This is a genomic window from Verrucomicrobiia bacterium (genome assembly GCA_036405135.1).
GTDB lineage: Bacteria > Verrucomicrobiota > Verrucomicrobiia > Limisphaerales > JAEYXS01 > JAEYXS01.
In genome coordinates this window covers 1-20,270 of sequence record DASWYF010000027.1, presented here as the reverse complement: position 1 = coordinate 20,270, position 20,270 = coordinate 1, and the positions used below count along the sequence as shown (strand labels likewise).

Genomic DNA, 20,270 nt, shown 5'->3' with positions numbered 1-20,270 from the left:
CGTCGAACTCCAACGGAGTTCCAATCAATCAGCCCAGAGTTGTCCCGCGATGTCAAGGAGCCCAGACTACCTTGGGTCACCACCCAAAACCCCATACTCCGAAAGATTTTCATCCTCTGTTCCACTCAACCCTGCTTAGTATTCAATTTCAAAATTCCGATGCACCCAGAGGAACTCTTGCCGCTTATTCTGGACACGCACCAAGCCGCCAAAAGCCGGATCTTTTTCTTTCAGCCAAACGTGTAGCTGCCGCAGAACTCCACCCTCGGCACGAATCGCACGGTGGGTATCAAAATCCAGCCCATCATTCGTTGCCAGCCACTCCCCGGTCTTCTCGCCAACCTTAAGTAGCGACTCCGCTGTGACTTTCCCAAGCGCCAGTTGCGCCTCAATCCCTTTGTAATCAGCATCCGGCAATGCCACCTTCGCCCCAGCAGCAACTACAGGTAGCACTAGGCTGAGAGTTGTTGAAAGAATCCTAAGAAACGGGGCGGCCTTCAAAAGCCACTCGCGCGGTAGATCAATGGTATACACGCCAGGGTCTCCATCGGAGTAATACCATAGCGGCCGACGGGAGTGCTCGCACCACAAGGTGAGTTTGAATTTCGCGTTGACCCACTTGGGGCGGTCGAAGAATCTCGGCTCCACCGGTTCGAAGCTGAACAGCCGCGGACCCTCTTTCGCCTCATCCAATAGAGCTTGCATCAGCCCAGAGTAGGCCACCTCCACCTTACTCACGATTTCCCGACCTTGCGCATCAACCTGATCAAAACGCCCGATCACTTCTACATGCTGCGTGCCGAGCTGGCTTCGGATAGCTTCAAGCAGCTTCAGCGACTCCATCGAATTCATCAATAACTCCGCCATCGGATTAGCGTGAGCTGCGGGCGCATTGCGCAGTAGGCAGTCGATGTTCTGCCACTCGTTGCACACAGCGCAGGGATACTCGGGGCGTTGTTTCCGTTTGCTCTCGATGAGCTTCTCGACCTCGAAGAGTCCATTACCTGGTGTCTTGCGCCCGCATGGTTCGATGCACGGCACCATCACGTCACAGCGCAGTCCCCTCCAGAAGTTCTCCACCAGCCACTTCACCTCGTGCGTCAGCACAGAGAGAAAAGCCTCAGGATATACAGCCCGCACGACAATCTTCACATCGTTGCCGATGTGTTCCAACAACGCACGGCCGTTGTAGTTGTCGTCGAGTACCAGCCCGCGTTGCCAGTGAGAGCTGTTTGCGAAATTCACCCGTCCCAGCGAGTACTTGTGCAGGCGCACGATGAGCAAGTAGAATAAACCTTCCGCCGTGGCGGATTGCGCCGTACCCTCTTCTATAATGCGGCAGATTTGTACGCGCTCGTGTTCTGCTGTGGGGGTGAAATCGGCCCATCCATAAATAGGCATCGGCTTTACATCCGGCACCAGTTGGGCAATCAGCCTTGTGCCTTCGGTATCATCGTCCTTGCCTTCGGCAATGCGGTAACACAAATCATAACGTTCCATCAGCTTAAGAAAGACCGGGTGCAGCTCCATAGGATAGCGTTGCTCCGCTACGCGTGCAGCGTCGCTCCATAGTTGCCGGAGCCGTTCATGGCTCACCAGCCCATGCGCGTCACGCGTTTGCTTGTCATCCAGCACAAAGCTAATCGCCGTTGCCAGCCAGTCAGGTTTCAGGATCACGATGTCCTTCAGTAGCGGATCGTGAGTGTAGTAGATCAGGCGGCCCAGAGCGTGCTCAATAGTGAGAAAGAGCCTTGCATCTTCCTCGTTCATCTTATGCTTCGCACAGAGTTCAATCGCCAACGGCGTAGGGATGTACGCGGTGTCGAGTTCTTTCAGCGCGACACGGGCCTCGTACCAGCTTTTCGGGACGCTGCGGCCCATCTCTGGCAACACGGCAGCCACATTGGCGATGGCTTCCTTCAGTTCTGCAATCCCTTGCCCTCCCTTGCTGTCGACAAAAAAGAAATCCACGACCGTCTCCTTACCAAAGAGATCCCAGATCTCTTGTCGGTCAATGTCCGGCTGGCGAGCATTAGGGCCACCATGAGTGGCGACTACGAGAATTTTGGCATCCGGCTCACGGTGTTTAACCAACTTCATCCATTCCTTCACTGCGCCAGCTTGTGATCCCTCACGAGGCTTCCACACCACCAGATAAACCGCCGGCGCGCTGAAGAAGAGCTGGTGCGTGGGCCGATAGACCCGCTGGCCACCGAAATCCCAACCATTCAGAGTGATATCCTTACCGGTAGCAGAACTGGTTACCTTTACCGGTTTGATCTCGATACCGTGCGTAGTGTCACGATCTTCTTCCCAAGAATCGCCGCGCAATGCGCCGAGCAAGCAACTCTTGCCCACCTCGCCCTCACCGACCAGAATCAATTTGGCCTCGTTTAACGCTATCTGCGCTTCCTCCTTAGCACGTAAGTAACGCAGGACGGCGTCAAAGCCCACTTTGTCGGCGGCGGCGAGTTCGGGGTTCAGAGGGTTCTCGTAGATGTTTAAGTTTCTCAGACGAGGAAGCTGTACAATCGAGCTTGGAATATCTGCAAGGTCGTTCCCTTCAAGCCTCAGCATAGTTAACTGCTTAAGCTGCCCTATCCATGGTGGGATTTCAGAAAGCTTATTGCGGGTCAGATAGAGTACTTGCAGTTGCGTAAGATCTTGAAGCCAGTCTGGCAGTTCATGAATCCCGCAATAGCTGGCTATGAATTCCTCGAGATTGGTCAACCGTCGAATGCAAGTAGGAAGAATTGCAAGAGGATTGCCGCCTCCATCATCGCCCAAGTTTAGAGCAACCAAATTACGAGAATCTCCCAACCATTCTGGAATTTCCGTAATTTGGTTGTCTCCAATTGCGAATGATTGAAGCGACTTCAAGGACCGAATGCAGACAGGTATTTCTGATATAACATTTCGGCACAGATTAAGACGCCGTAATTGCGTAAGCTGCCCCAGCGATTCCGGGAGTGAGGTCAGTCGGTTTTTGGAGAGGTTCAGTACCTGCAACTGCCAAAGCTCTCCCAAGGATTTCGGCAGTGCCGTTAGTTGGTTGCCGGAGAGGTCCAGCTTCTGCAGTTGATTGAGCTGACCCAGTGTCTCCGGCAACTCTGTGAGTTCATCCTCGTTCTTGAAGTTCCTGCCTGGACTAAGGCTCAGTTCTTTCGCCCCAGATAGCCGAGCTTTTTCAATCAGTTTTTCGGCTCTGCGGTAAGCGTCGTTTTTTGACATATTACTATTTCAATTCAGCGTTCTGATTGCCTGTTCCTGTTAAGGAATTACGTCAGTTAGCCGTTGATGAGAGCTGTCGTCGAACCTCAATATATTCATTCTTCATCAACCGCTCTGCTCTATAGCGTACAATCACCTTACCTTTGGAGCCGTATCTCAGAAAGACATCGCGGGTAAATGTGCCCTCACTCATATTGGCTAGTACGGATACTACGCAAAGCACTTCTCCTCCTGCAAGCTGTTGCCACCAGTAGCTAAGACCCGTGGAGTAATCTCCTCATCGCCGTCTTGACATTTGTTTTATTACATATTATTTAACCAAACAGTTAAATACATAATCGAACCCAAGATGCCCACCGACCATCTCAGCGCCACCTTCGCCGCCCTCGCCGATCCCACCCGGCGCGCGATCCTCTCGCGGCTCGCCACGGAGGGTGAGGTTTCGGTGAATGATCTCGCTGCGCCGTTTCGCATGAGCCTGCCTGCTGTCTCCAAGCACCTGAAAGTGCTGGAGCGCGCCAAGCTCATCACGCGCGGACGCAACGCCCAATGGCGACCCTGCCGCATCGAGGCCAAGCCCATGAAGGAAGCTGTGGACTGGCTCGAGGCCTACCGCATCTTCTGGGAACAAAGCTTCGACCGCCTGGACGACTATCTGAAAGAACTGCAAAAACAGGACCAAACGAAATGAACTCCTCTGCCCCTAATGCCGGGACTGTCACCATCTCCCGCACCTTCGCCGCTCCCGTGGAGCGCGTCTGGCACGCGCTCACCTCGCTTGATGCCCTCCGCTTCTGGCTCTTTCCCCTGAGCGGCTTCAAGCCCGAGGTCGGCTTTGAATTTGAATTCACCTGCCCCGATGGCAAGGGCAACGACTTCCTCCACCACTGCCGCGTTACCGAAGCCGTGCCGCACAAACTGATCGCCTACACCTGGCGTTATGCGGGCTACGAAGGCGATTCACTCGTCACCTTTGAACTCAAGCCCGAAGGCCCGCAAACCCGCGTGACCGTTACCCACACGGGCCTCGATACCTTCCCAAAACTCGAATCCTTCGCCCGCTCGAACTTCGAAGCCGGTTGGACCGATATCATCGGGCCCATGCTGGAAAAGTATCTCGCAGAAAATCCTGTGGCCCCGCGCGAGATCGTCACCACGCGACTCTTCTCCGCACCGCGCGACCTCGTCTGGAAAACCTTCACCGATCCCAAGCACATCACGAACTGGTGGGGACCGCGCGGCTTCCGCACCACCACCCACGCGCATGACCTGAAAGCGGGTGGCATCTGGCGCTACACCATGCACGGCCCCGATGGCACCGATTACCCGAACGAGATGACCTATCATGAAGTCATCGTGGGTGAACGCCTCAGCTACAGCCACGGTACGGGTGCGGAGGATTACCCGCATAAGTTCGAAGTCGTCACCACTTTCGTGACGGAAGGCGCGCAGACGCGCGTCACCATGCGCAGCGTGTTCCAGAGCGCCGATTCTCGCGATTTCATCGTCAAGACCTACGGTGCCATCGAGGGCGCGATTCAGACCTTGGAACGCTTCGAGGAACAGCTCGCCTTCGCCGCCGCGAAGGAGCCGTTCGTCATCACCCGCACCTTCGATGCCCCGCGCGAACTCGTCTGGCGCGCCTTCACCGAGGCCGATTGCCTACTGCACTGGTGGGGCCCGACTGGCTTCAAGATGAACCAAGCTACCGTGGACCTCCGTCCCGGCGGTGCCTATCACTACGGCATGAGCGGCCCCGGCGATATGACCATGTGGGGCAAATTCACCTACCGCGAGATCGTCGCCCCCGAGCGCCTCATCTTCCTCCTCTCCTTCTCGGACGAGAAAGGCGGCATCACCCGCCACCCCGGCCACGCCGGTTGGCCCCTGCAAATGCTCAAAGTGTTAACGCTCACCGAACAAGCCGGAAAGACCACCTTGACCCTGCGCGGCGTGCCCTTTAACGCTACCGCCGCCGAGCAACAGGTCTATTTGGAACACCACAGCAGCATGCAACAAGGCTTCGGCGCCTCGTGGGAACAGCTCGCAATCTATCTGGCGAACACGAAGTAAGACATAACAAGAGCCATGCGCTCAAATACGCTGTGAGACATCAAATGCTCCACCCTCTCCCCTCAACGGGGAGAGGGCCGGGGTGAGGGGTGAGCGAGCCCACCGCCACTACGAACTGCCCAACGTCCCCTAATAACCCATCCCTAAAAAAGCTTCGGCCTGACAATCTTAAGAAAAAGTGTATCTATATGTCCTCCCCCGGGGATGCCGTTCGTCGTAGCCATAGAAACTGAAATTAAAAATCTATGCCTGAAACCGAAACCAAACCGAAGAAGCGTTCCAAGCTTATGATCGCCATGATCGCGATCGTGGCCCTCATCGGCATCCTCCTGATCGCTGCTTCCCGGCAACCCGACGAATACAGCGTCTCCCGCAGCGCCACCATGGCCGCTCCGGCCTCAGCCATCTTCACTCACGTCAATACGATCAAGAAATGGGAAGCGTGGAACCCTTGGGGCAAGCTCGATCCCAATATGAAACTCACCTACGACGGTCCCTCGGCTGGCGTGGGCGCCAGTTACTCATGGGAGGGGAACAATCAGGTCGGCTCGGGCAAGATGACCGTCACCGAAAGCAAACCCGACGAAGCCGTCCGTTTCCGTTTGGACATGTATAAACCCATGGCCGGCACCAGCGACGCCGCTTTCACCTTCAAACCCGAAGGCGACAAAACGACCGTCACCTGGAGCATGTCTGGCAAATGTAACCTTATGTCCAAGGTCATGGGCCTCTTCATGAGCATGGACAAGATGATCGGCGACCAGTTCGAAAAAGGCCTCGCCGATCTGAAAACAATCGTAGAAACGGAAGCTAAAAAGTAAACCCCGACATATCCGTCATGCAGAAGATGAGAAATAACATCGAAGCTCCCACCACCCTCGCCCCTCGGAGGGGAGAGGGCCGGGGTGAGGGGTGCCCGTCGTTTTCCAGTTCGTTGAAAAACAATTTCATCACAAGTTAATACTAGGAGAAAACCATGAGCAGCGTACGTGTATTAGTCGGCACTAAAAAAGGCGCGTTCATTCTGACCGCCGATGGCAAGCGCGAGAACTGGTCCGTCACCGGCCCGCATTTCGCCGGTTGGGAGATGTATCACCTGAAGGGTTCGCCGGTGGACCCGAACCGCATCTTCGCCTCGCAGACCAGCGGCTGGTTCGGCCAGATCATCCAGCGCTCCGATGACGGCGGTAAAACGTGGACCACTCCCGGCGGCGAACCGACGCCCGATCCATCCGGTATGCCCACCGGCCAGAGCAACAACTTCACCTACGCTGGCAACGTCGGCACGCACAAGTGGTATGACGGCACGCAGCACCCGTGGGAATTCAAACGCGTCTGGCATCTCGAACCTTCGTTGAACGATCCCGATATCGTCTTCGCGGGCGCAGAAGACGCCGCTATCTTCAAGAGCTTGAACGGCGGCAAGACGTGGCAGGAGATGCCGAGTCTCCGTCAGGCGAAAGGTGATCTCTGGCAACCCGGCGCGGGCGGCATGGCCGTACACACCATCATCCAAGATCCGAAAAACTTGGACCGCATCTACATCGCCATCTCCGCTGCCGGAGCCTTCCGCACCGATGACGGTGGCAAGACGTGGAAGCCCATCAACAAAGGGCTGAAGTCCCAATACGAACTCCCCGATCCCGATGCCGAAGTCGGTCACTGCGTGCATCGCATCGCGATTCATCCATCGCGCCCCGATGTGCTCTTCATGCAAAAGCATTGGGACGTGATGCGCAGCGATAACGCCGGTGAACTCTGGCACGAAGTCAGCGGCAACCTGCCGTCCGATTTCGGTTTCCCCATCGACGTCCACGCGCACGAACCGGAAACGATTTACGTCGTCCCTATCAAGAGTGATTCCGAGCATTACCCGCCCGAGGGCAAGCTCCGCGTCTATCGCAGCCGCACCGGTGGCAACGAATGGGAAGCGCTCACGAACGGTCTCCCGCAAAAGGATTGCTACGTGAATGTTCTCCGCGACGCCATGGCCGTGGATTCCCTCGATTCCTGCGGCATCTACTTCGGCACCACCGGCGGACAAGTCTATTGCTCACCCGATGGCGGCGACACCTGGCGCGCCATCGTGCGCGATCTGCCCGCCGTGCTGTCCGTGGAAGTCCAAACGCTGCCATGATCCGCGTCACGCTCCCATATCACCTGCGAAACCTCGCGCGCATCGAAGGCGAAGTGACGCTCGATCTCGGAAACGACGCCACGATCGGCCATGTGCTCGAAGCGCTCGAATCCAAGTATCCCATGCTGCGTGGCACCATCCGCGATCACGGCACGTTGAAGCGTCGTCCTTTTGTCCGCTACTACGCGTGTAAGGAAGACCTCTCACACGAACCCGCGGAAACCAAACTCCCCGAACCCGTCCTCAATGGCACCGAGCCTTTCCTCATCATCGGCGCCATGGCCGGTGGCTGAGAGATCGCATGAATTGCCAAAGAACAGCACAGACAGTCAGCGCCGCTAGAAGTAAAACGCGCTCAATCCTCCTTCTCCCCTCGGAGGGGAGAAGGAATGAGGATGAGGGGTGCCCGTCATTTGAAAGTGTATTATTCTCGGGCAACTCCGGCACCCCTCACCCCGGCCCTCTCCCCTCCGAGGGGCGAGGGAGAGGAACGCATCGAAACATTTAATCTTTCACCATGAATCCCTCCGCTCCCAATCACGTCCACATCACTCGTCTCTTCGATGCCCCACGCGAATTCGTTTTTCGCGCGTGGAGTGATACCGCGCATCTCAGCCGCTGGTTCGCACCAAACGGCTGCACCATCCAGTTCAAGCGCCTGGAGTTTCGCGCAGGCGGCAGCTTCCACTCCTGCATTCGCACGCCGGATGGTTACGAGTGCTGGTGCGTGGGCGATTACCGCGAGATCACGCCGAACGAACGCATCGTTTACACCATGGCCATCGCCGATGAACGCGGCCAGCGCATCGATCCCTCCACCAAAGGCATGGACCCGACGTGGCCTGCGGAAACGGTTCTCACCGTCATCTTCGAAGATGTGGACGGCCAAACCCGCCTCACGCTCCATCAGACCGTGGATGAAGCCCTCGCCAAACGCACTGGCGCGCACCCGAGCTGGCTTCAGATGCTCGATCGCTTGGATACCGATCTCGCGCAGACCCTGAACGCGCTTTGGGAAAAGGCCTGAAAATAATTTTCAGGAAATTCACATCACCTGTCCTAAATCGAAATCTTCGTTCGTTGTAATGTTGAAGATCGAAATAAAAATTAAAAATATGACTGCACCCATCAAGAACCCTATCGTCCACCCTTACATCTGCTTCGAAGGCCGTTGCGAAGAAGCACTGAACTTCTACGCCAAGGCCATCGGCGCGAAGGCCGGCATGCTCATGCGTTTCAAGGACGCGCCTCCCGGCAATGAAGGCTGTCCCGGTGGTGGCACGCCTCCGCCTGCGGATAAAGTGATGCACTCGAGCTTTTTCGTCGGCGAATCCATGATCATGGTCTCGGACGGCATGTGCTCGGGCAAGGCCACGTTCCAAGGCATCTCGCTCTCTCTGAGCTTTCCGACGGAAGCCGAGGCCAAGAGCGCCTTCAATGCGCTCGCCGAAGGTGGCCAGCCGCATATGCCACTGACCAAGACGTTTTTCTCCCCGTGTTTCGGCATGGTCGTGGACAAGTTCGGTATCAACTGGATGGTCATCGTTCCGGCCCCGATGCCTTGAGCGATGCCAAATCGCGCGTATATTGGGGTTTAACCTCAATTACGCGTCGTATGGTAAAGTTCCTGAGATTATTTCAGCCACTGGCATTGGATAACCGCACCTCTATCGGATTATTGCTGCTGCGGCTCGTGGTGGGACTAGCGTTCATGTTCCACGGCTGGGGCAAGATCCAGAAACCGTTCGAGTGGATGGGACCGGATGCAAAGATGCCCGGCTATTTGCAGATGCTCGCCGCCGTCTCCGAATTTGGCGGCGGCCTCGCCTGGATGCTAGGGGCGCTGATACCCCTAGCATCCTTCGGCATCCTGTGCACCATGGCCGTGGCGGTGCACACGCACATGATCGCGAAGGGTGATCCGTTCGTATCGAATACGGGCGGCGGTTCTTATGAACTGGCCGGTGTGTATCTCACCGTCGCGCTGCTACTGTTGCTCGCCGGACCAGGCCGGTTCTCCTTGGATAAAGTGATATTTGGTGAAAAAGTGCCTGGGCTTACCGTCCGTTAGAGGTTTGGTTTTCCGGGGTGTTAAATTGGGATCAATAAAATGAAAATCGCTACCATTATTGTTCGTGTATTATTGGGATTGCTCTACGCCTTTTCCGCAATCGTCGTTCTGTTCAATCTGGTTAAAGCTCCAGAACCAACAGGTGCAGTAAAGGAATTCATGGAAGGCGCCATCGCCACGAAGTATCTGTTTCCGTTCATCAAAATCACTGAACTGGTGTGCGGCCTGTTATTGATCTCCGGCCGTTTCGTTCCACTGGCTACGGTGATGATTTTCCCCGTCACGCTGAACATCTTCTTCTTTCATATCTTCACCGCTCCCGAAGGCATGATCACCGGTATAGTCGTCCTCGCGATGAACCTCTTCCTTGCCTACGCCTGCCGGAAGAACTACACCACGCTGCTCGCCAGCAAGATCATCACTTAAAGATTTTCACGAAAACAAAACCAACCAAGAAAAAGGAAAACATCATGAACTATGTAGATGGATTCGTCCTCGCCGTGCCGAAAAAGAAACTGAAGCAATATCTCGCGATCGCGAAGAAGGCCTCGAAAGTCTGGAAAGACCACGGCGCTCTGGAATATTACGAAGCGGTGGGCGACGACCTGAAAAGCAAGATGGGAGTCCCCTTTCCCAAGTTGGCAAACGCCAAGGCTGGCGAAACCGTGGTGTTCGCGTGGATCGTTTACAAGTCCCGCGCCCACCGCGACAAGGTGAACAAGAAAGTAATGGCAGACCCTCGCCTGAACGAGATGTGCACCCCGGAAGACATGCCGTTCGACTGCAAACGCATGACCTACGGCGGCTTCAAGATCGCCGTCGAAGCGAAGTAGTTTTCGCACCCAATGCGGCGTGAACCATAAAGGTTCACGCCGCATTTTCTTTGGAGCGCGACTCTCCGAGTCGCAGCAACTCCCTTAAGCAAAGTAGACTCCCATACAGCTCCGCCAGCGCACAAACGCCATCCCCTAATCTCATTCGTTTGTCCCCATTCGGTTGAACAAATTCCCCGTCCTCCGCCCGCATCCCCATTCGTCGTTATATTGAAACCGATACATCCTATGAAAACGAAACCGACCAAGATCAAAGCCACCGCCGCCTCCGGTCAGAAACTCACGCCCTGCCTGTGGTACGATGACAATGCCGAAGAAGCCGTGGCGTTTTACCGTTCCATCTTCAAGAAAAGCAAAGTGCTGAACGTGTCGCATTACACTGAAGCCGGGCACGGCAAACCCGGTTCCGTGCTGACCATCAAGTTCCGCCTCGAAGGCCAGGACTTCATCGCCTTGAACGGCGGCCCGCATTTCAAGTTCACACCTGCGATCTCCTTCTCCATCGATTGCGGCACGCAAGCGGAGGTGGATTACTATTGGGACAAGCTCCTCGTCGGCGGGCAGGCCCAGCAATGCGGCTGGCTCTCAGACAAGTTCGGCCTCTGCTGGCAGGTCGTGCCGCGCCAGTTGTCCAAGCTGATCCTCAGCAAAGACAAAGAAAAAGCCAACCGCGTCATGTCCGCCATGCTCAAGATGGTAAAACTGGACATTGCTACCCTCGAAGCCGCTGCCAAAGCGAAGAAAACGGTGAAAAAGTAAATCGTCTTCACACGGTGCGTGACGCAAGTGACTTGGCCCAACGGGCCAATAGATTCTAGCCCAGGGCAAACGCCACATCTCAGTGGCGATTGCCCTGGGTGGCATTATGTTAATAACGATGTTTCCTGTAGGGACACTAGAGCTCTTGCGACCTTTCAGTCCGCTGGCTTCCTAACTCCAATACCCAAGGCAGACCGCTATCGGTCTGCCTTGGGCTGGAATCTGTTGGCCCGTTGGGCCAAAGACATAGCTAAAGCGATATTAAACTATTCTTCACCCCCTTGTCCTAAATCCCATTCCCCGTTCGTCGTATCATTGAAGCGGGCAGATTAACCCACCCGTTTCGCCATAAAAGACATGAGCACAAACAATTATCTGTTCCTCATCCGCGGTGCGGACTGGGACAAAGGCCTTTCGCCCGAGGAGATCCAACGCGTCATGAGCCAGACCATGCGCTGGTTTGAGAGCCTCCATCAGCAAGGCCGCGTGAAAGGCGGCCAGCCCTTGGGCGCGGAAGGCAAAACCGTCTCCGGCAAGAAAGCCACGATATCCGATGGCCCTTTTGTGGAATCCAAAGAGACCATTGGCGGCTACCTCATCCTCCAGGCAGCCAGCTTGGAGGAGGCTACGGAGATCGCGCGCGGATTTCCGAACTTGGCCCATGGTTGCTCCATCGAGGTACGTCCGCTGGCCGAGGAATGCGCCACTTACCAGCGCGCCAAAGAACAACTCGCCCTCGCCACGGCTTGACAGAAACCACAACCTCACGCGACATAACCTTATGAGCACGACACCCACTGAACCATCTGCCGATTACATGCTGCTCTTCCGCGGCAACGCCTGGGACAAAGGCCTCTCGCCCGAACAGCTCCAGAAAGTCGTGGCCGACTGGATGGCGTGGTTCGAGCGCTTGAAGCAGGAAGGCAAGGCCCTCTCCGGTCACCCGTTGCAGAACGAAGGCAAACTCGTCTCCGGCAAGAACGGCAAGTCTGTGGCGGATGGTCCCTTCGCGGAATCGAAAGAAGCCATCGGCGGTTACTTCTATCTGCGTGTCTCTGGTGAGGACGAAGCGATCGCCATCGCGCAGATGTGCCCCGCGCTCCCATATGGGCTCGTGGTGGAAGTGCGTCCGGTAGCGGACATCTGCGGCATGCGTGCCCGGGCGGCTAAAGAAGCAGGCGTTACCACCGCTGAAGCCTGCGCGTGAGCAGGCTATGAACTTCCAAAACGAAAATGCTTAAGAAGTGCACCCATACTATCTCCCTCGCCCCTCGGAGGGGAGAGGGCCGGGGTGAGGGGTGCCGGGTTTTCGTACACAGATATACTGATTGAGGGGCACCCCTCATCCTCAATCCTTCTCCCCTCCGAGGGGAGAAGGACGAACATCATCAACCATGAGTGATACCGCCACCAATTCTCCCGCACCGCCAGCCCAAGACATCTCCGGGCTGGCGGAGCATCTTTTCCGTCATGAGGCCGGTCGTCTCGTGTCCGTGCTCACGAGCATCTTCGGCATGGACCGTTTGCAGTTCGCCGAGGACGTGGTGCAGGAATCACTCATCAAGGCGTTGAAGACGTGGCCGTATTACGGCGTGCCGAAAAATCCAGCCGCATGGCTCACGCAAACAGCAAAAAACCTTGCGCTAGATCTCGTACGACGTGAAAAGAATTTTCACGACAAGCAGCCGCAGATCATCGCCTTCATGGAGCAATGGTCGGCGGATGCCGATGATCCCGATTCCCACGATCACGAGATCAAGGACGAGCGCCTGCGCCTCATGTTCGCGTGTTGCCATCCGCAGATTCCAGCGGATGCCCAGATTGCGCTCGCGCTGAAAACCCTGTGCGGTTTCAGCCCGGAGGAGATCGCGAAAGCCTTTCTTACCAGTGAAGCCGCCATCGCCAAGCGTCTCGTGCGCGCACGTCAACGCATCCGCGAGCTGGAGATCCAATTCGAGATCCCCACGGGTGAAGCGGCGACCGTGCGTTTGGAGAGCGTGATGCAAACGCTCTACCTGCTTTTCAACGAAGGCTACAAAGCCTCCAGCGGCGAGAATCTCATTCGCGAAGAACTGTGTAAGGAAGCCATCCGCCTCACGACCTTGCTCACCGCGCATCCCATCGGCAATCAGCCGCGCGTCCATGCCCTCGCCGCGCTCATGTATCTGAACGCCGCACGACTCAAGGCACGCATGGACAGCGAGGGCAATATCCTGCTGCTGCGTGATCAGGATCGTTCGCTCTGGGACAGGACATTGGTAGTTCACGGCATCATGCACCTCAGCCGCTCTGCCACGGGTGATGATTTAAGTGAATACCATCTGCAAGCGGGCATCGCGGCCTGCCACGGCACGGCGAAGGATTATCAATCCACTGATTGGGCGCAGATACTCTCGCTCTACGATCGCCTGGTGTCATTCGATGATTCCCCCGTCATCGCCCTGAACCGCGCTGTCGCTGTCGCCAATGTTCACGGTCCTGAAGCGGGCATCAAAGCCCTCGAAGCCATCCGCAACCAACAACCGCTCAATTCCTATTACCTCTTCTACGCCGTACGCGCAGATTTTGAAGTGCAGTTGAGCCGCTTCGCTTCCGCTGGCGATCACTTGCGCAAGGCCTTGGAACTCACCGAGGTAAAATCCGAACAATCCCTCCTCACCAAACGGTTGCAGGAATGTGAGCAGCAACGGGCTGCGGTGACTTCGTAGGTTGCCTTTCCATATCACAGGGCATAGAAATTCCCTCTCTTGACCGAATACTTCGGCCTGTTCCATCGTCTATCTGGTGGCTGGTCGTGCCATCCCGGCGAGAAGCGAAGCTTGACGCTACCGGTGACGGGTCTAAAACAGCCTTTTACGAGAACCCTTGAATATGAATCAGCCTCCTGACTCCTCCATCAATCGTCGTTCGTTCCTCAAGACTTCTTCCGGCGCGGTGCTCACCGCCAGCGCTTTGGCCTCGGCCGTTTCGTTTCCGAGCATCACCCGGGCCCAGGCCGGCGGCGACAAGCTCAAGCTCGGCTGGGTCGGCTGCGGCGGTCGTGGCGCAGGTGCCGCCGTGCAGGCCCTCCAGGCGGATAGCAACGTGGAACTCTTCGCCACGGGCGATGCCTTCAAGGAGAACATGGATAAGAGCCTCAACGGCGTGAAGACCTACATGAAGGACAAGCCGGAGAAGTTCAATGTCCCGCCGGAGCGCCAGTTCGTGGGCATCGACGCCTTCCAAAAGGTCATCGACAGCGGCGTGGACGTAGTGATCCTCACCGCCCCTCCAGGATTCCGTCCGCAACACATCGAAGCCGCCGTCAAAGCGGGCAAACACATCTTCACCGAGAAACCCATGGCCGTGGACGGCACCGGCCTGCGCTCCGTGCTCGCGAGCGCCGAGATCGCCAAACAGAAAAAACTGGCGATGGTGGACGGCTTCGTCTGGCGCTGGACGCAGGCGAATCGCGAAGCTTACAAGAAAATCCATGAAGGTGCGATCGGCGACGTGCTCGCGGTCTATTCTACTTACAATTCCGCGGGCACGGACCGTTATCCGAACGTCACCCGGGAGAACACGCCGAACGAAGTCGAATACCAAATGCGCCGCTGGCACTACTACTGGTGGCTTTCCGGCGACGGCATCGTGGAACAGGCCATCCACAGCATCGACAAGATGCTCTGGACGATGAAAGACGTGGCTCCGGTGAAAGCGGTGGCCCACGGTGGCCGCCAGGTCCGCACGGATGCGAAGTTCGGCAATGTGTTCGATCATTTTGCCGTGGAATACCGCTGGGAAGACGGCACCCCAGGCTACCATTACAGCCGCCAGATCGATCGCTGCTGGAACTCCGTGGCCGATCGCGTGTTCGGCACCAAGGGTGTTTACGATGGTGAGAGCGCGAGCAAGGTGCATACAATCCGTGGCGAAAACCGCTGGCGCTATCGTGCTCCAGAGGGCTTCAAGGATGACGGTTACCAGACGGAACACAACGAGCTGTTCGCCTCCATCCGCGCGGGCAACCCGATCAACACCTCGGAACGCTTCATCAAGGCCACCGCGATGGGCATCATGGGCCGCATGGCTGCCTACACGGGCAAAGAGATCACTTGGGAACAAGTGATTAACTCCAAGGAAGATTCCTTCCCGAAGAACCTGACGTGGGACAGCAAACTGCCTGAGGTTCCGATCGCCTTGCCGGGCATCACACCGCTGATCTAAAATAAACGGTCATTTTGCAAGAAGCCTCAGGCCATCAATGGCTTGGGGCTTTTTTCATGAAGCAGTTTCATGCGGTGATAGGAACCGCGCTTGAATTTCTCTTTGAAGGTTCTTCTAATCACGGGCGTCTGGTTTTGTGGCGGTGCATGCCGCTTGACGTAGCAACGAATAAAGACCTACTTTCTTTTCCAATCCTGAGCCAATCCATATGGAACCGACATCTACTTCTCGTCGCGATTTTTTGAAGACCTCTTCCACGGTGGCCATTGGTGGCGCGCTGGCAACCATCCCTACCATCACGAAAGCCGCAGGCCCGGGTGATAAATTGCGCATCGGCTTCATCGGCTGCGGTGGGCGTGGCTCTGGTGCGGCCTTACAGGCATTGAAGGCGGATAGCAACGTGGAGCTGTATGCTATGGGCGACGTCTTCGCGAGCCAGATGGACAAGAGCCTGACGAGCCTTAAGAAGAATCTTCCGGACAACCCCGAAAAATTTAACGTCCCCGCCGAACGCCAGTTTGAGGGGCTCAATGCTTATCAGAAGGTCATCGGCTCCGGTGTGGACGTGGTCATCCTCACCACGCCTCCGGGTTTCCGCCCTCAACATCTGCGCGCCGCGATCGAAGCGGGCAAGCATGTGTTCCTGGAGAAACCCATGGCCACCGACGCTCCGGGCATCCGTTCCGTGATCGAATCGGTGAAGCTGGCCAAGCAAAAGAAGCTCGCCGTAGTGGCGGGCTATTGCTGGCGTTACGATTCTCCGCGGCGCGAACTGTTCAAGCGCATCCACGAAGGCCAGATCGGTGAAGTGCGCGCGATTTATGGCACCTATCTCACCAGCCCCGTGAAGCCCATGCCGCCCGCCGATACCCGGCCCGCAGGCATCACGGACATGGAGTGGATGGTGCGTAACTGGTATAACTTCAACTGGCTCTCCGGTGACGGCCTCGTCGAGCAGGCGATCCATGCCGTGGACTGGCTTGGTTGGGCCATGAAAGATGTGCCCCCCAGCAAATGCACCGCCATCGGCGGTCGGCAGATCCCTGCTGAAGGCGGCAACATCTACGACCATATCGAGGTGAACTTCGAGTGGCCGAACGGCGTGCGCGGCTTCCTCGCCCAGCGTCAGATCACCGGCTGCTACGGTGAGAACAATCTGAGCGTCATCGGTTCCAAGGGCATCGCCAGCATCGCGCGTGGCCGCGTGCAGATCACGGGTGAGAATCCGTGGCGTTACGAGGGACCTACGCCCGACATGTATCAGGTGGAACACGATGAGATGTACGCCTCCATCCGCGCGGGCAATCCCATCAACGATGGCGACCGCATGGTGAACAGCACGCTCATGGGCATCATGGGCCGCACCGCCGGTTACACGGGCTTGGAGATCACTTGGGATATGGCTTTGAACTCGAAGCAAGTGCTCGTGCCGGACATCAAAGATTGGAACACGCCCATCGAAGTGCCGCCGTTGGCCATGCCCGGTCGCACGAAATACGTTTAAGCAGACACATCTATGAATCGCCGCTCATTCCTCCTGACTTCCGCAGCCGCCTTTGCGACTTCGACGTTGCTGCCTTCCAATGTCTTCGCTGCGAAGCGCAAGCTGCGCAAGGCCATCATGCACTCCACCATAGGGGTGAAGGGTACAGTGATGGAAAAGTACAAGGCCATGAAGGCGGCGGGCTTTGAAGGCGTGGAACCCATGGGCGGCATGGACCGCGCCGAAGTCATCGCCGCGCTGAAAGAGACTGGCCTCGAAGCCGCGAGCGTGTGCTGTCACACGCATTGGGCCAAGCCGCTCAGCGATCCCGCACCTCCCGTGCGTCAGGTCGGTTACGATGGCCTCGTCCTTTCGCTGCAAGACGCGAAGGCTTATGGCGCCACCTCCGTATTGCTTGTGCCCGGTGTGGCGCGCAATGGCGTGAGCTATGAAGACTGCTTCAAACGCTCTGTCGAAGAAGTGAAGAAAGCGGTACCCGTCGCGAAAGACCTCGGTGTGAAGATCGCCATCGAGAACGTGTGGAATGATTTCATCATCAAGCCGCAGCAGGCCGTGGATTACCTCGACGCCATCAACAGTGAATGGGTGGGCTGGCATTTCGATATCGGCAATGTGGGCCGTTATAGCCCGGCGGAGACGTGGATTCCTGTGATCGGTAAACGCATCGTGCGTCTGCACATCAAAGAATTTAACACCAAAGTCATGACTGCCGAGAAGCCGGGCGCAGGCTTTGGTTTCAAACTGCTGGAAGGCGATAACAACTGGCCAGCCATCATGGCGGAGCTGGACAAGATCGGCTACACGGGTTGGGCCATCACCGAGCAATCCGGCAATCAGGCGGACAGCGTCGATACGGCCAAGGATTTGGTTGGTCGGGTGGATAAGATTTTTGCGATTTAGCGCATCTCCATTCCCTGAGATTGCATCTCCGCGCGCCTGTGCTTACCTAGAGCGCGATGATCGTCTATCTCAATCATCAGTTCCTGCCGAAAGCCGAGGCGCGCATCTCGCCGGATGATCGCGGTTTTCTCTTTGGTGACGGCGTCTATGAGGTTGTGCGCTTTTATCAAGGTCGCTTCTTCGAGGCCGCCGCTCATTGGCAACGCTTTGATCGCAGTCTCACGGAACTGCGCATAAGCCGTCCGCCTGCGCTGGATTACGAGAAAGTCTGCCAGGAACTTGTCGTGCGAAACCGGATGGAGGCGAAGGACGGCTACGTCTACCTGCAGATCACACGAGGCGCTGCCCCACGCAATCACTCTTATCCTGCCGATCTGCAAGCCACCGTTTACGGTTACGTCACGGAATTGCCGCGTAACGTGGAGAAGTTCAAGCAAGGTTTCCGTGTCGTATTTCATCCAGACCTGCGCTGGACACGATGCGACATCAAGGCGGTTGCCTTGCTGGCCAATGTCCTCGCCGCGCAAGCCGCTCGTGAACAAGGTGCGGATGAAGCCATCCTGCTCCGTGATGACCTAGTCACCGAAGCTTCACGCTCTAATGTCGCCATCGTGAAGGACGGCGTGGTGCGCACGCATCCTTTGACTACAGGCATCCTGAACGGCATCACGCGTCAGGTGGTGGTGAAACTTTGCGCGCAACTTGGCATCCCGTTGCAAGAAGAGGCCTTTAGTAAAACAGATCTGTTCACCGCCGATGAAGTTTTTCTCATGGGCACCACGGTAGAAGTGATGCCTGTGGTGGAGATGGAAGGTAGTAAAATTGCCCATGGTCAGGCTGGGCCGGTGACCCGCAAGCTGCAGGTCGCATTCGATCAATGCGTGCATCTATGTCGTCAACAACCCTGAGTACCGGCCGCTTTCGCTGGCTGGCGGCAGTCTATGTTCTGATCATCGCCTTGGTGGTCATGCTGGCCAATGACGGTCACTACAGCTTTATCTTCACGTGGATACGCGCAATCCCTGATGCCGATAAGATCGGCCATTTTGTGCTGATGGGCGGACTTTCATTCGTGGTAAATCTTGCCTGCGGACTGCGTACGTTTACCGCCCTGAAACGGCCTTGGCTGCTGGGCAGCGCCATCGTTACCGTCATCGTGGTGCTGGAGGAGATATCTCAAGCCTGGGTGCCGACCCGCACATTCGATCTGGTGGATCTGCTCTTCGATTTCCTTGGGATCTATTGCTTTGCCTTGCTGGCGAGAAGGGTGGGGGTCATGCGAGATGAAAACAAAGACGTTCGCGGAAAGCCCTAAGAAGCGGGCATAAGCTTTTTCTCAATTCAGCCCCTGCAGATCCGCCAGCGCCAGCGCGCACTCCTCTTCCGTGTCCACTTCCAGACCGTATGACATCTCGAACTGGTTCAAGAACTGCCACTCAGGCAGTTCCTCGAATTCCATTCCAAATGTTTGATCCGCCCCATCGATGTTGATCTGAGCACGATTCGCCATCGCATTCGCCACCGCGACACATGCGGCGAGGAAACCACCATCGCCGCCCGGCTCCTGCGTGTGATGCACATCATCCGGCTGATGGTGATAACGCACCGCACTGATGATATGCGGATGCAATTGCAGTTGTTCGCAAATGGATGCCCCGATCTGACTGTGGTCCGTGCCGAGCAGATCGAACTCCAGCTTCTGATGCCCGCACTTCCGCTCCATAGCGCGAAGGTAGATCGTCTCGAACTCACGCGGAAAACTGTGCTCGATCACCAGTTTGCCGATGTCATGCACCAGCCCGGAAAGATACTCATGCCCGGTCGGCTCACGGAAACCCATCGCCAGCCTCTCTGTCAGGCGCGCCACCAAGATGCTGTGCAGCCAAAAGCGGGACCAGTCCACCTTCACGCGCAGATGAGAAAATTGCCCCATCACACCCACCGTGAGTGCGATGCGCCGGATCTCCTTCAATCCCAATCTAAAGACAGCTTCATCGATTGATGAATGCCGGTTGCCGCCTGCAACGGCCGAACTTGCCGCCTTCAAAAATCGTGCGACCAGTCCCGGGTCCAGCGAAATCACCTCGATGATCTTGTCCATCTCCACATTGGGATCATTCACCAGCGTGCATAGCCGCGCTGCCGTGCGGCTGAACGAAGGCACCAGATGTTCCGATGACAACGCCTCTTCCAGCTTGTGATTGACCCAAGTTTTCTGGCTATGAACGCGCTCCAATATATACGTCTCTTTCATCGGTGACTGTCGGCAAAGCTGTATCGGCCATCCGGCTCTGCGACTTAAGTGCAAATCCGCCTTCTATATCTTCATGTTCTCACCTTGCAAATTACACAATAAAATCCGGGCGGTATCATTCGTCTTTACGTAGGAAACGTTGACTCCTTCTCCCCAAGGGAGTGTATGGACTGGGTACAAGGTGGACAGGTGTGCGGGGACATGGTGGACACATGGGAGAGGTATGGGAGTGTGTCGTAATTATGCCATGGCCTGTGAAAGACCTGATGAGTGTACGACTTGAGTTCGTGAGTTTAGCCCGC

Annotated in this window: 21 protein-coding genes; 19 read left to right on the top strand and 2 right to left on the bottom strand. The window is 56.5% G+C overall.

The window, feature by feature from the left end; genetic code table 11:
• Positions 1–135: 135 nt before the first annotated feature.
• Positions 136–3,231: a COR domain-containing protein gene (locus VGH19_13820; GenBank protein ID HEY1172441.1), complete on the bottom strand. Its 3,096-nt coding sequence runs from the start codon at positions 3,229–3,231 to the stop codon at positions 136–138.
• Between the two features lie 349 nt (positions 3,232–3,580).
• On the opposite strand from VGH19_13820, the gene VGH19_13815 reads away from it, so the two are divergent.
• The 19 genes from VGH19_13815 (at position 3,581) to VGH19_13725 (ending at position 19,029) form a co-directional block, all read left to right on the top strand.
• Positions 3,581–3,922, top strand: coding sequence for a metalloregulator ArsR/SmtB family transcription factor (locus VGH19_13815; protein ID HEY1172440.1), 342 nt, complete (start codon positions 3,581–3,583; stop codon positions 3,920–3,922).
• Complete coding sequence (locus VGH19_13810) at positions 3,919–5,304, top strand: SRPBCC domain-containing protein (protein HEY1172439.1); 1,386 nt, start codon at positions 3,919–3,921, stop codon at positions 5,302–5,304. Before VGH19_13815 ends, VGH19_13810 begins: the two co-directional genes overlap by 4 nt.
• Before the next feature lie 245 nt (positions 5,305–5,549).
• Complete coding sequence (locus tag VGH19_13805; GenBank protein HEY1172438.1) at positions 5,550–6,125, top strand: SRPBCC family protein; 576 nt, start codon at positions 5,550–5,552, stop codon at positions 6,123–6,125.
• 155 nt (positions 6,126–6,280) lie between these two features.
• Positions 6,281–7,441, top strand: a complete 1,161-nt coding sequence (locus VGH19_13800; GenBank protein HEY1172437.1) for an exo-alpha-sialidase — start codon at positions 6,281–6,283, stop codon at positions 7,439–7,441.
• Positions 7,438–7,734: a MoaD/ThiS family protein gene (locus tag VGH19_13795; protein HEY1172436.1), complete on the top strand. Its 297-nt coding sequence runs from the start codon at positions 7,438–7,440 to the stop codon at positions 7,732–7,734. The genes VGH19_13800 and VGH19_13795 overlap by 4 nt, the downstream gene beginning before the upstream one ends.
• A gap of 224 nt (positions 7,735–7,958) precedes the next feature.
• Positions 7,959–8,468 (top strand): SRPBCC domain-containing protein, encoded by a 510-nt coding sequence (locus VGH19_13790; protein ID HEY1172435.1) that lies wholly within the window; start codon positions 7,959–7,961, stop codon positions 8,466–8,468.
• A gap of 88 nt (positions 8,469–8,556) precedes the next feature.
• Positions 8,557–9,006 carry a VOC family protein gene (locus tag VGH19_13785; GenBank protein HEY1172434.1) on the top strand — a complete coding sequence of 150 codons (450 nt, stop codon included), beginning with the start codon at positions 8,557–8,559 and terminating at the stop codon, positions 9,004–9,006.
• 50 nt (positions 9,007–9,056) lie between these two features.
• A complete protein-coding gene (locus tag VGH19_13780; protein HEY1172433.1) occupies positions 9,057–9,512 on the top strand; it encodes a DoxX family protein in 456 nt (151 codons plus the stop codon).
• Positions 9,513–9,551: 39 nt separating this feature from the next.
• Positions 9,552–9,938, top strand: coding sequence for a DoxX family membrane protein (locus VGH19_13775; GenBank protein HEY1172432.1), 387 nt, complete (start codon positions 9,552–9,554; stop codon positions 9,936–9,938).
• Positions 9,939–9,982: 44 nt separating this feature from the next.
• Complete coding sequence (locus VGH19_13770; GenBank protein ID HEY1172431.1) at positions 9,983–10,345, top strand: DUF1428 domain-containing protein; 363 nt, start codon at positions 9,983–9,985, stop codon at positions 10,343–10,345.
• A 228-nt stretch (positions 10,346–10,573) separates the two neighbouring features.
• Positions 10,574–11,104, top strand: a complete 531-nt coding sequence (locus VGH19_13765) for a VOC family protein (GenBank protein HEY1172430.1) — start codon at positions 10,574–10,576, stop codon at positions 11,102–11,104.
• A gap of 357 nt (positions 11,105–11,461) precedes the next feature.
• Complete coding sequence (locus tag VGH19_13760; protein ID HEY1172429.1) at positions 11,462–11,854, top strand: YciI family protein; 393 nt, start codon at positions 11,462–11,464, stop codon at positions 11,852–11,854.
• A 31-nt stretch (positions 11,855–11,885) separates the two neighbouring features.
• Positions 11,886–12,311 (top strand): YciI family protein, encoded by a 426-nt coding sequence (locus VGH19_13755; protein HEY1172428.1) that lies wholly within the window; start codon positions 11,886–11,888, stop codon positions 12,309–12,311.
• A gap of 187 nt (positions 12,312–12,498) precedes the next feature.
• Entirely contained in the window at positions 12,499–13,812 is a 1,314-nt protein-coding gene (locus VGH19_13750; protein ID HEY1172427.1) for a sigma-70 family RNA polymerase sigma factor, read from the top strand.
• 163 nt (positions 13,813–13,975) lie between these two features.
• Complete coding sequence (locus VGH19_13745) at positions 13,976–15,310, top strand: Gfo/Idh/MocA family oxidoreductase (GenBank protein ID HEY1172426.1); 1,335 nt, start codon at positions 13,976–13,978, stop codon at positions 15,308–15,310.
• A gap of 208 nt (positions 15,311–15,518) precedes the next feature.
• Complete coding sequence (locus VGH19_13740) at positions 15,519–16,814, top strand: Gfo/Idh/MocA family oxidoreductase (protein ID HEY1172425.1); 1,296 nt, start codon at positions 15,519–15,521, stop codon at positions 16,812–16,814.
• A gap of 12 nt (positions 16,815–16,826) precedes the next feature.
• Complete coding sequence (locus tag VGH19_13735) at positions 16,827–17,714, top strand: sugar phosphate isomerase/epimerase family protein (protein ID HEY1172424.1); 888 nt, start codon at positions 16,827–16,829, stop codon at positions 17,712–17,714.
• 56 nt (positions 17,715–17,770) lie between these two features.
• Entirely contained in the window at positions 17,771–18,622 is an 852-nt protein-coding gene (gene dat / locus VGH19_13730; GenBank protein HEY1172423.1) for a D-amino-acid transaminase, read from the top strand.
• On the top strand, positions 18,604–19,029 hold the full coding sequence (locus tag VGH19_13725) for a VanZ family protein (protein ID HEY1172422.1): 426 nt from the start codon (positions 18,604–18,606) through the stop codon (positions 19,027–19,029). The genes dat and VGH19_13725 overlap by 19 nt, the downstream gene beginning before the upstream one ends.
• Before the next feature lie 21 nt (positions 19,030–19,050).
• Here VGH19_13725 and VGH19_13720 read toward each other — a convergent pair whose 3' ends face one another.
• Positions 19,051–19,968: an HDOD domain-containing protein gene (locus VGH19_13720; GenBank protein HEY1172421.1), complete on the bottom strand. Its 918-nt coding sequence runs from the start codon at positions 19,966–19,968 to the stop codon at positions 19,051–19,053.
• Between the last annotated feature and the right edge of the window lie 302 nt (positions 19,969–20,270).

Coding starts and splice junctions, on each gene's coding strand:
- VGH19_13810 (HEY1172439.1), top strand. CDS start 3,919: ATGAACTCCTCTGCCCCTAATGCCGGGACTGTCACCATCTCCCGCACC.
- VGH19_13815 (HEY1172440.1), top strand. CDS start 3,581: ATGCCCACCGACCATCTCAGCGCCACCTTCGCCGCCCTCGCCGATCCC.
- dat (HEY1172423.1), top strand. CDS start 17,771: ATGATCGTCTATCTCAATCATCAGTTCCTGCCGAAAGCCGAGGCGCGC.
- VGH19_13725 (HEY1172422.1), top strand. CDS start 18,604: ATGTCGTCAACAACCCTGAGTACCGGCCGCTTTCGCTGGCTGGCGGCA.
- VGH19_13755 (HEY1172428.1), top strand. CDS start 11,886: ATGAGCACGACACCCACTGAACCATCTGCCGATTACATGCTGCTCTTC.
- VGH19_13820 (HEY1172441.1), bottom strand. CDS start 3,231: ATGTCAAAAAACGACGCTTACCGCAGAGCCGAAAAACTGATTGAAAAA.
- VGH19_13765 (HEY1172430.1), top strand. CDS start 10,574: ATGAAAACGAAACCGACCAAGATCAAAGCCACCGCCGCCTCCGGTCAG.
- VGH19_13800 (HEY1172437.1), top strand. CDS start 6,281: ATGAGCAGCGTACGTGTATTAGTCGGCACTAAAAAAGGCGCGTTCATT.
- VGH19_13760 (HEY1172429.1), top strand. CDS start 11,462: ATGAGCACAAACAATTATCTGTTCCTCATCCGCGGTGCGGACTGGGAC.
- VGH19_13795 (HEY1172436.1), top strand. CDS start 7,438: ATGATCCGCGTCACGCTCCCATATCACCTGCGAAACCTCGCGCGCATC.
- VGH19_13720 (HEY1172421.1), bottom strand. CDS start 19,968: ATGAAAGAGACGTATATATTGGAGCGCGTTCATAGCCAGAAAACTTGG.
- VGH19_13790 (HEY1172435.1), top strand. CDS start 7,959: ATGAATCCCTCCGCTCCCAATCACGTCCACATCACTCGTCTCTTCGAT.
- VGH19_13750 (HEY1172427.1), top strand. CDS start 12,499: ATGAGTGATACCGCCACCAATTCTCCCGCACCGCCAGCCCAAGACATC.
- VGH19_13770 (HEY1172431.1), top strand. CDS start 9,983: ATGAACTATGTAGATGGATTCGTCCTCGCCGTGCCGAAAAAGAAACTG.
- VGH19_13785 (HEY1172434.1), top strand. CDS start 8,557: ATGACTGCACCCATCAAGAACCCTATCGTCCACCCTTACATCTGCTTC.
- VGH19_13780 (HEY1172433.1), top strand. CDS start 9,057: ATGGTAAAGTTCCTGAGATTATTTCAGCCACTGGCATTGGATAACCGC.
- VGH19_13735 (HEY1172424.1), top strand. CDS start 16,827: ATGAATCGCCGCTCATTCCTCCTGACTTCCGCAGCCGCCTTTGCGACT.
- VGH19_13775 (HEY1172432.1), top strand. CDS start 9,552: ATGAAAATCGCTACCATTATTGTTCGTGTATTATTGGGATTGCTCTAC.
- VGH19_13740 (HEY1172425.1), top strand. CDS start 15,519: ATGGAACCGACATCTACTTCTCGTCGCGATTTTTTGAAGACCTCTTCC.
- VGH19_13745 (HEY1172426.1), top strand. CDS start 13,976: ATGAATCAGCCTCCTGACTCCTCCATCAATCGTCGTTCGTTCCTCAAG.
- VGH19_13805 (HEY1172438.1), top strand. CDS start 5,550: ATGCCTGAAACCGAAACCAAACCGAAGAAGCGTTCCAAGCTTATGATC.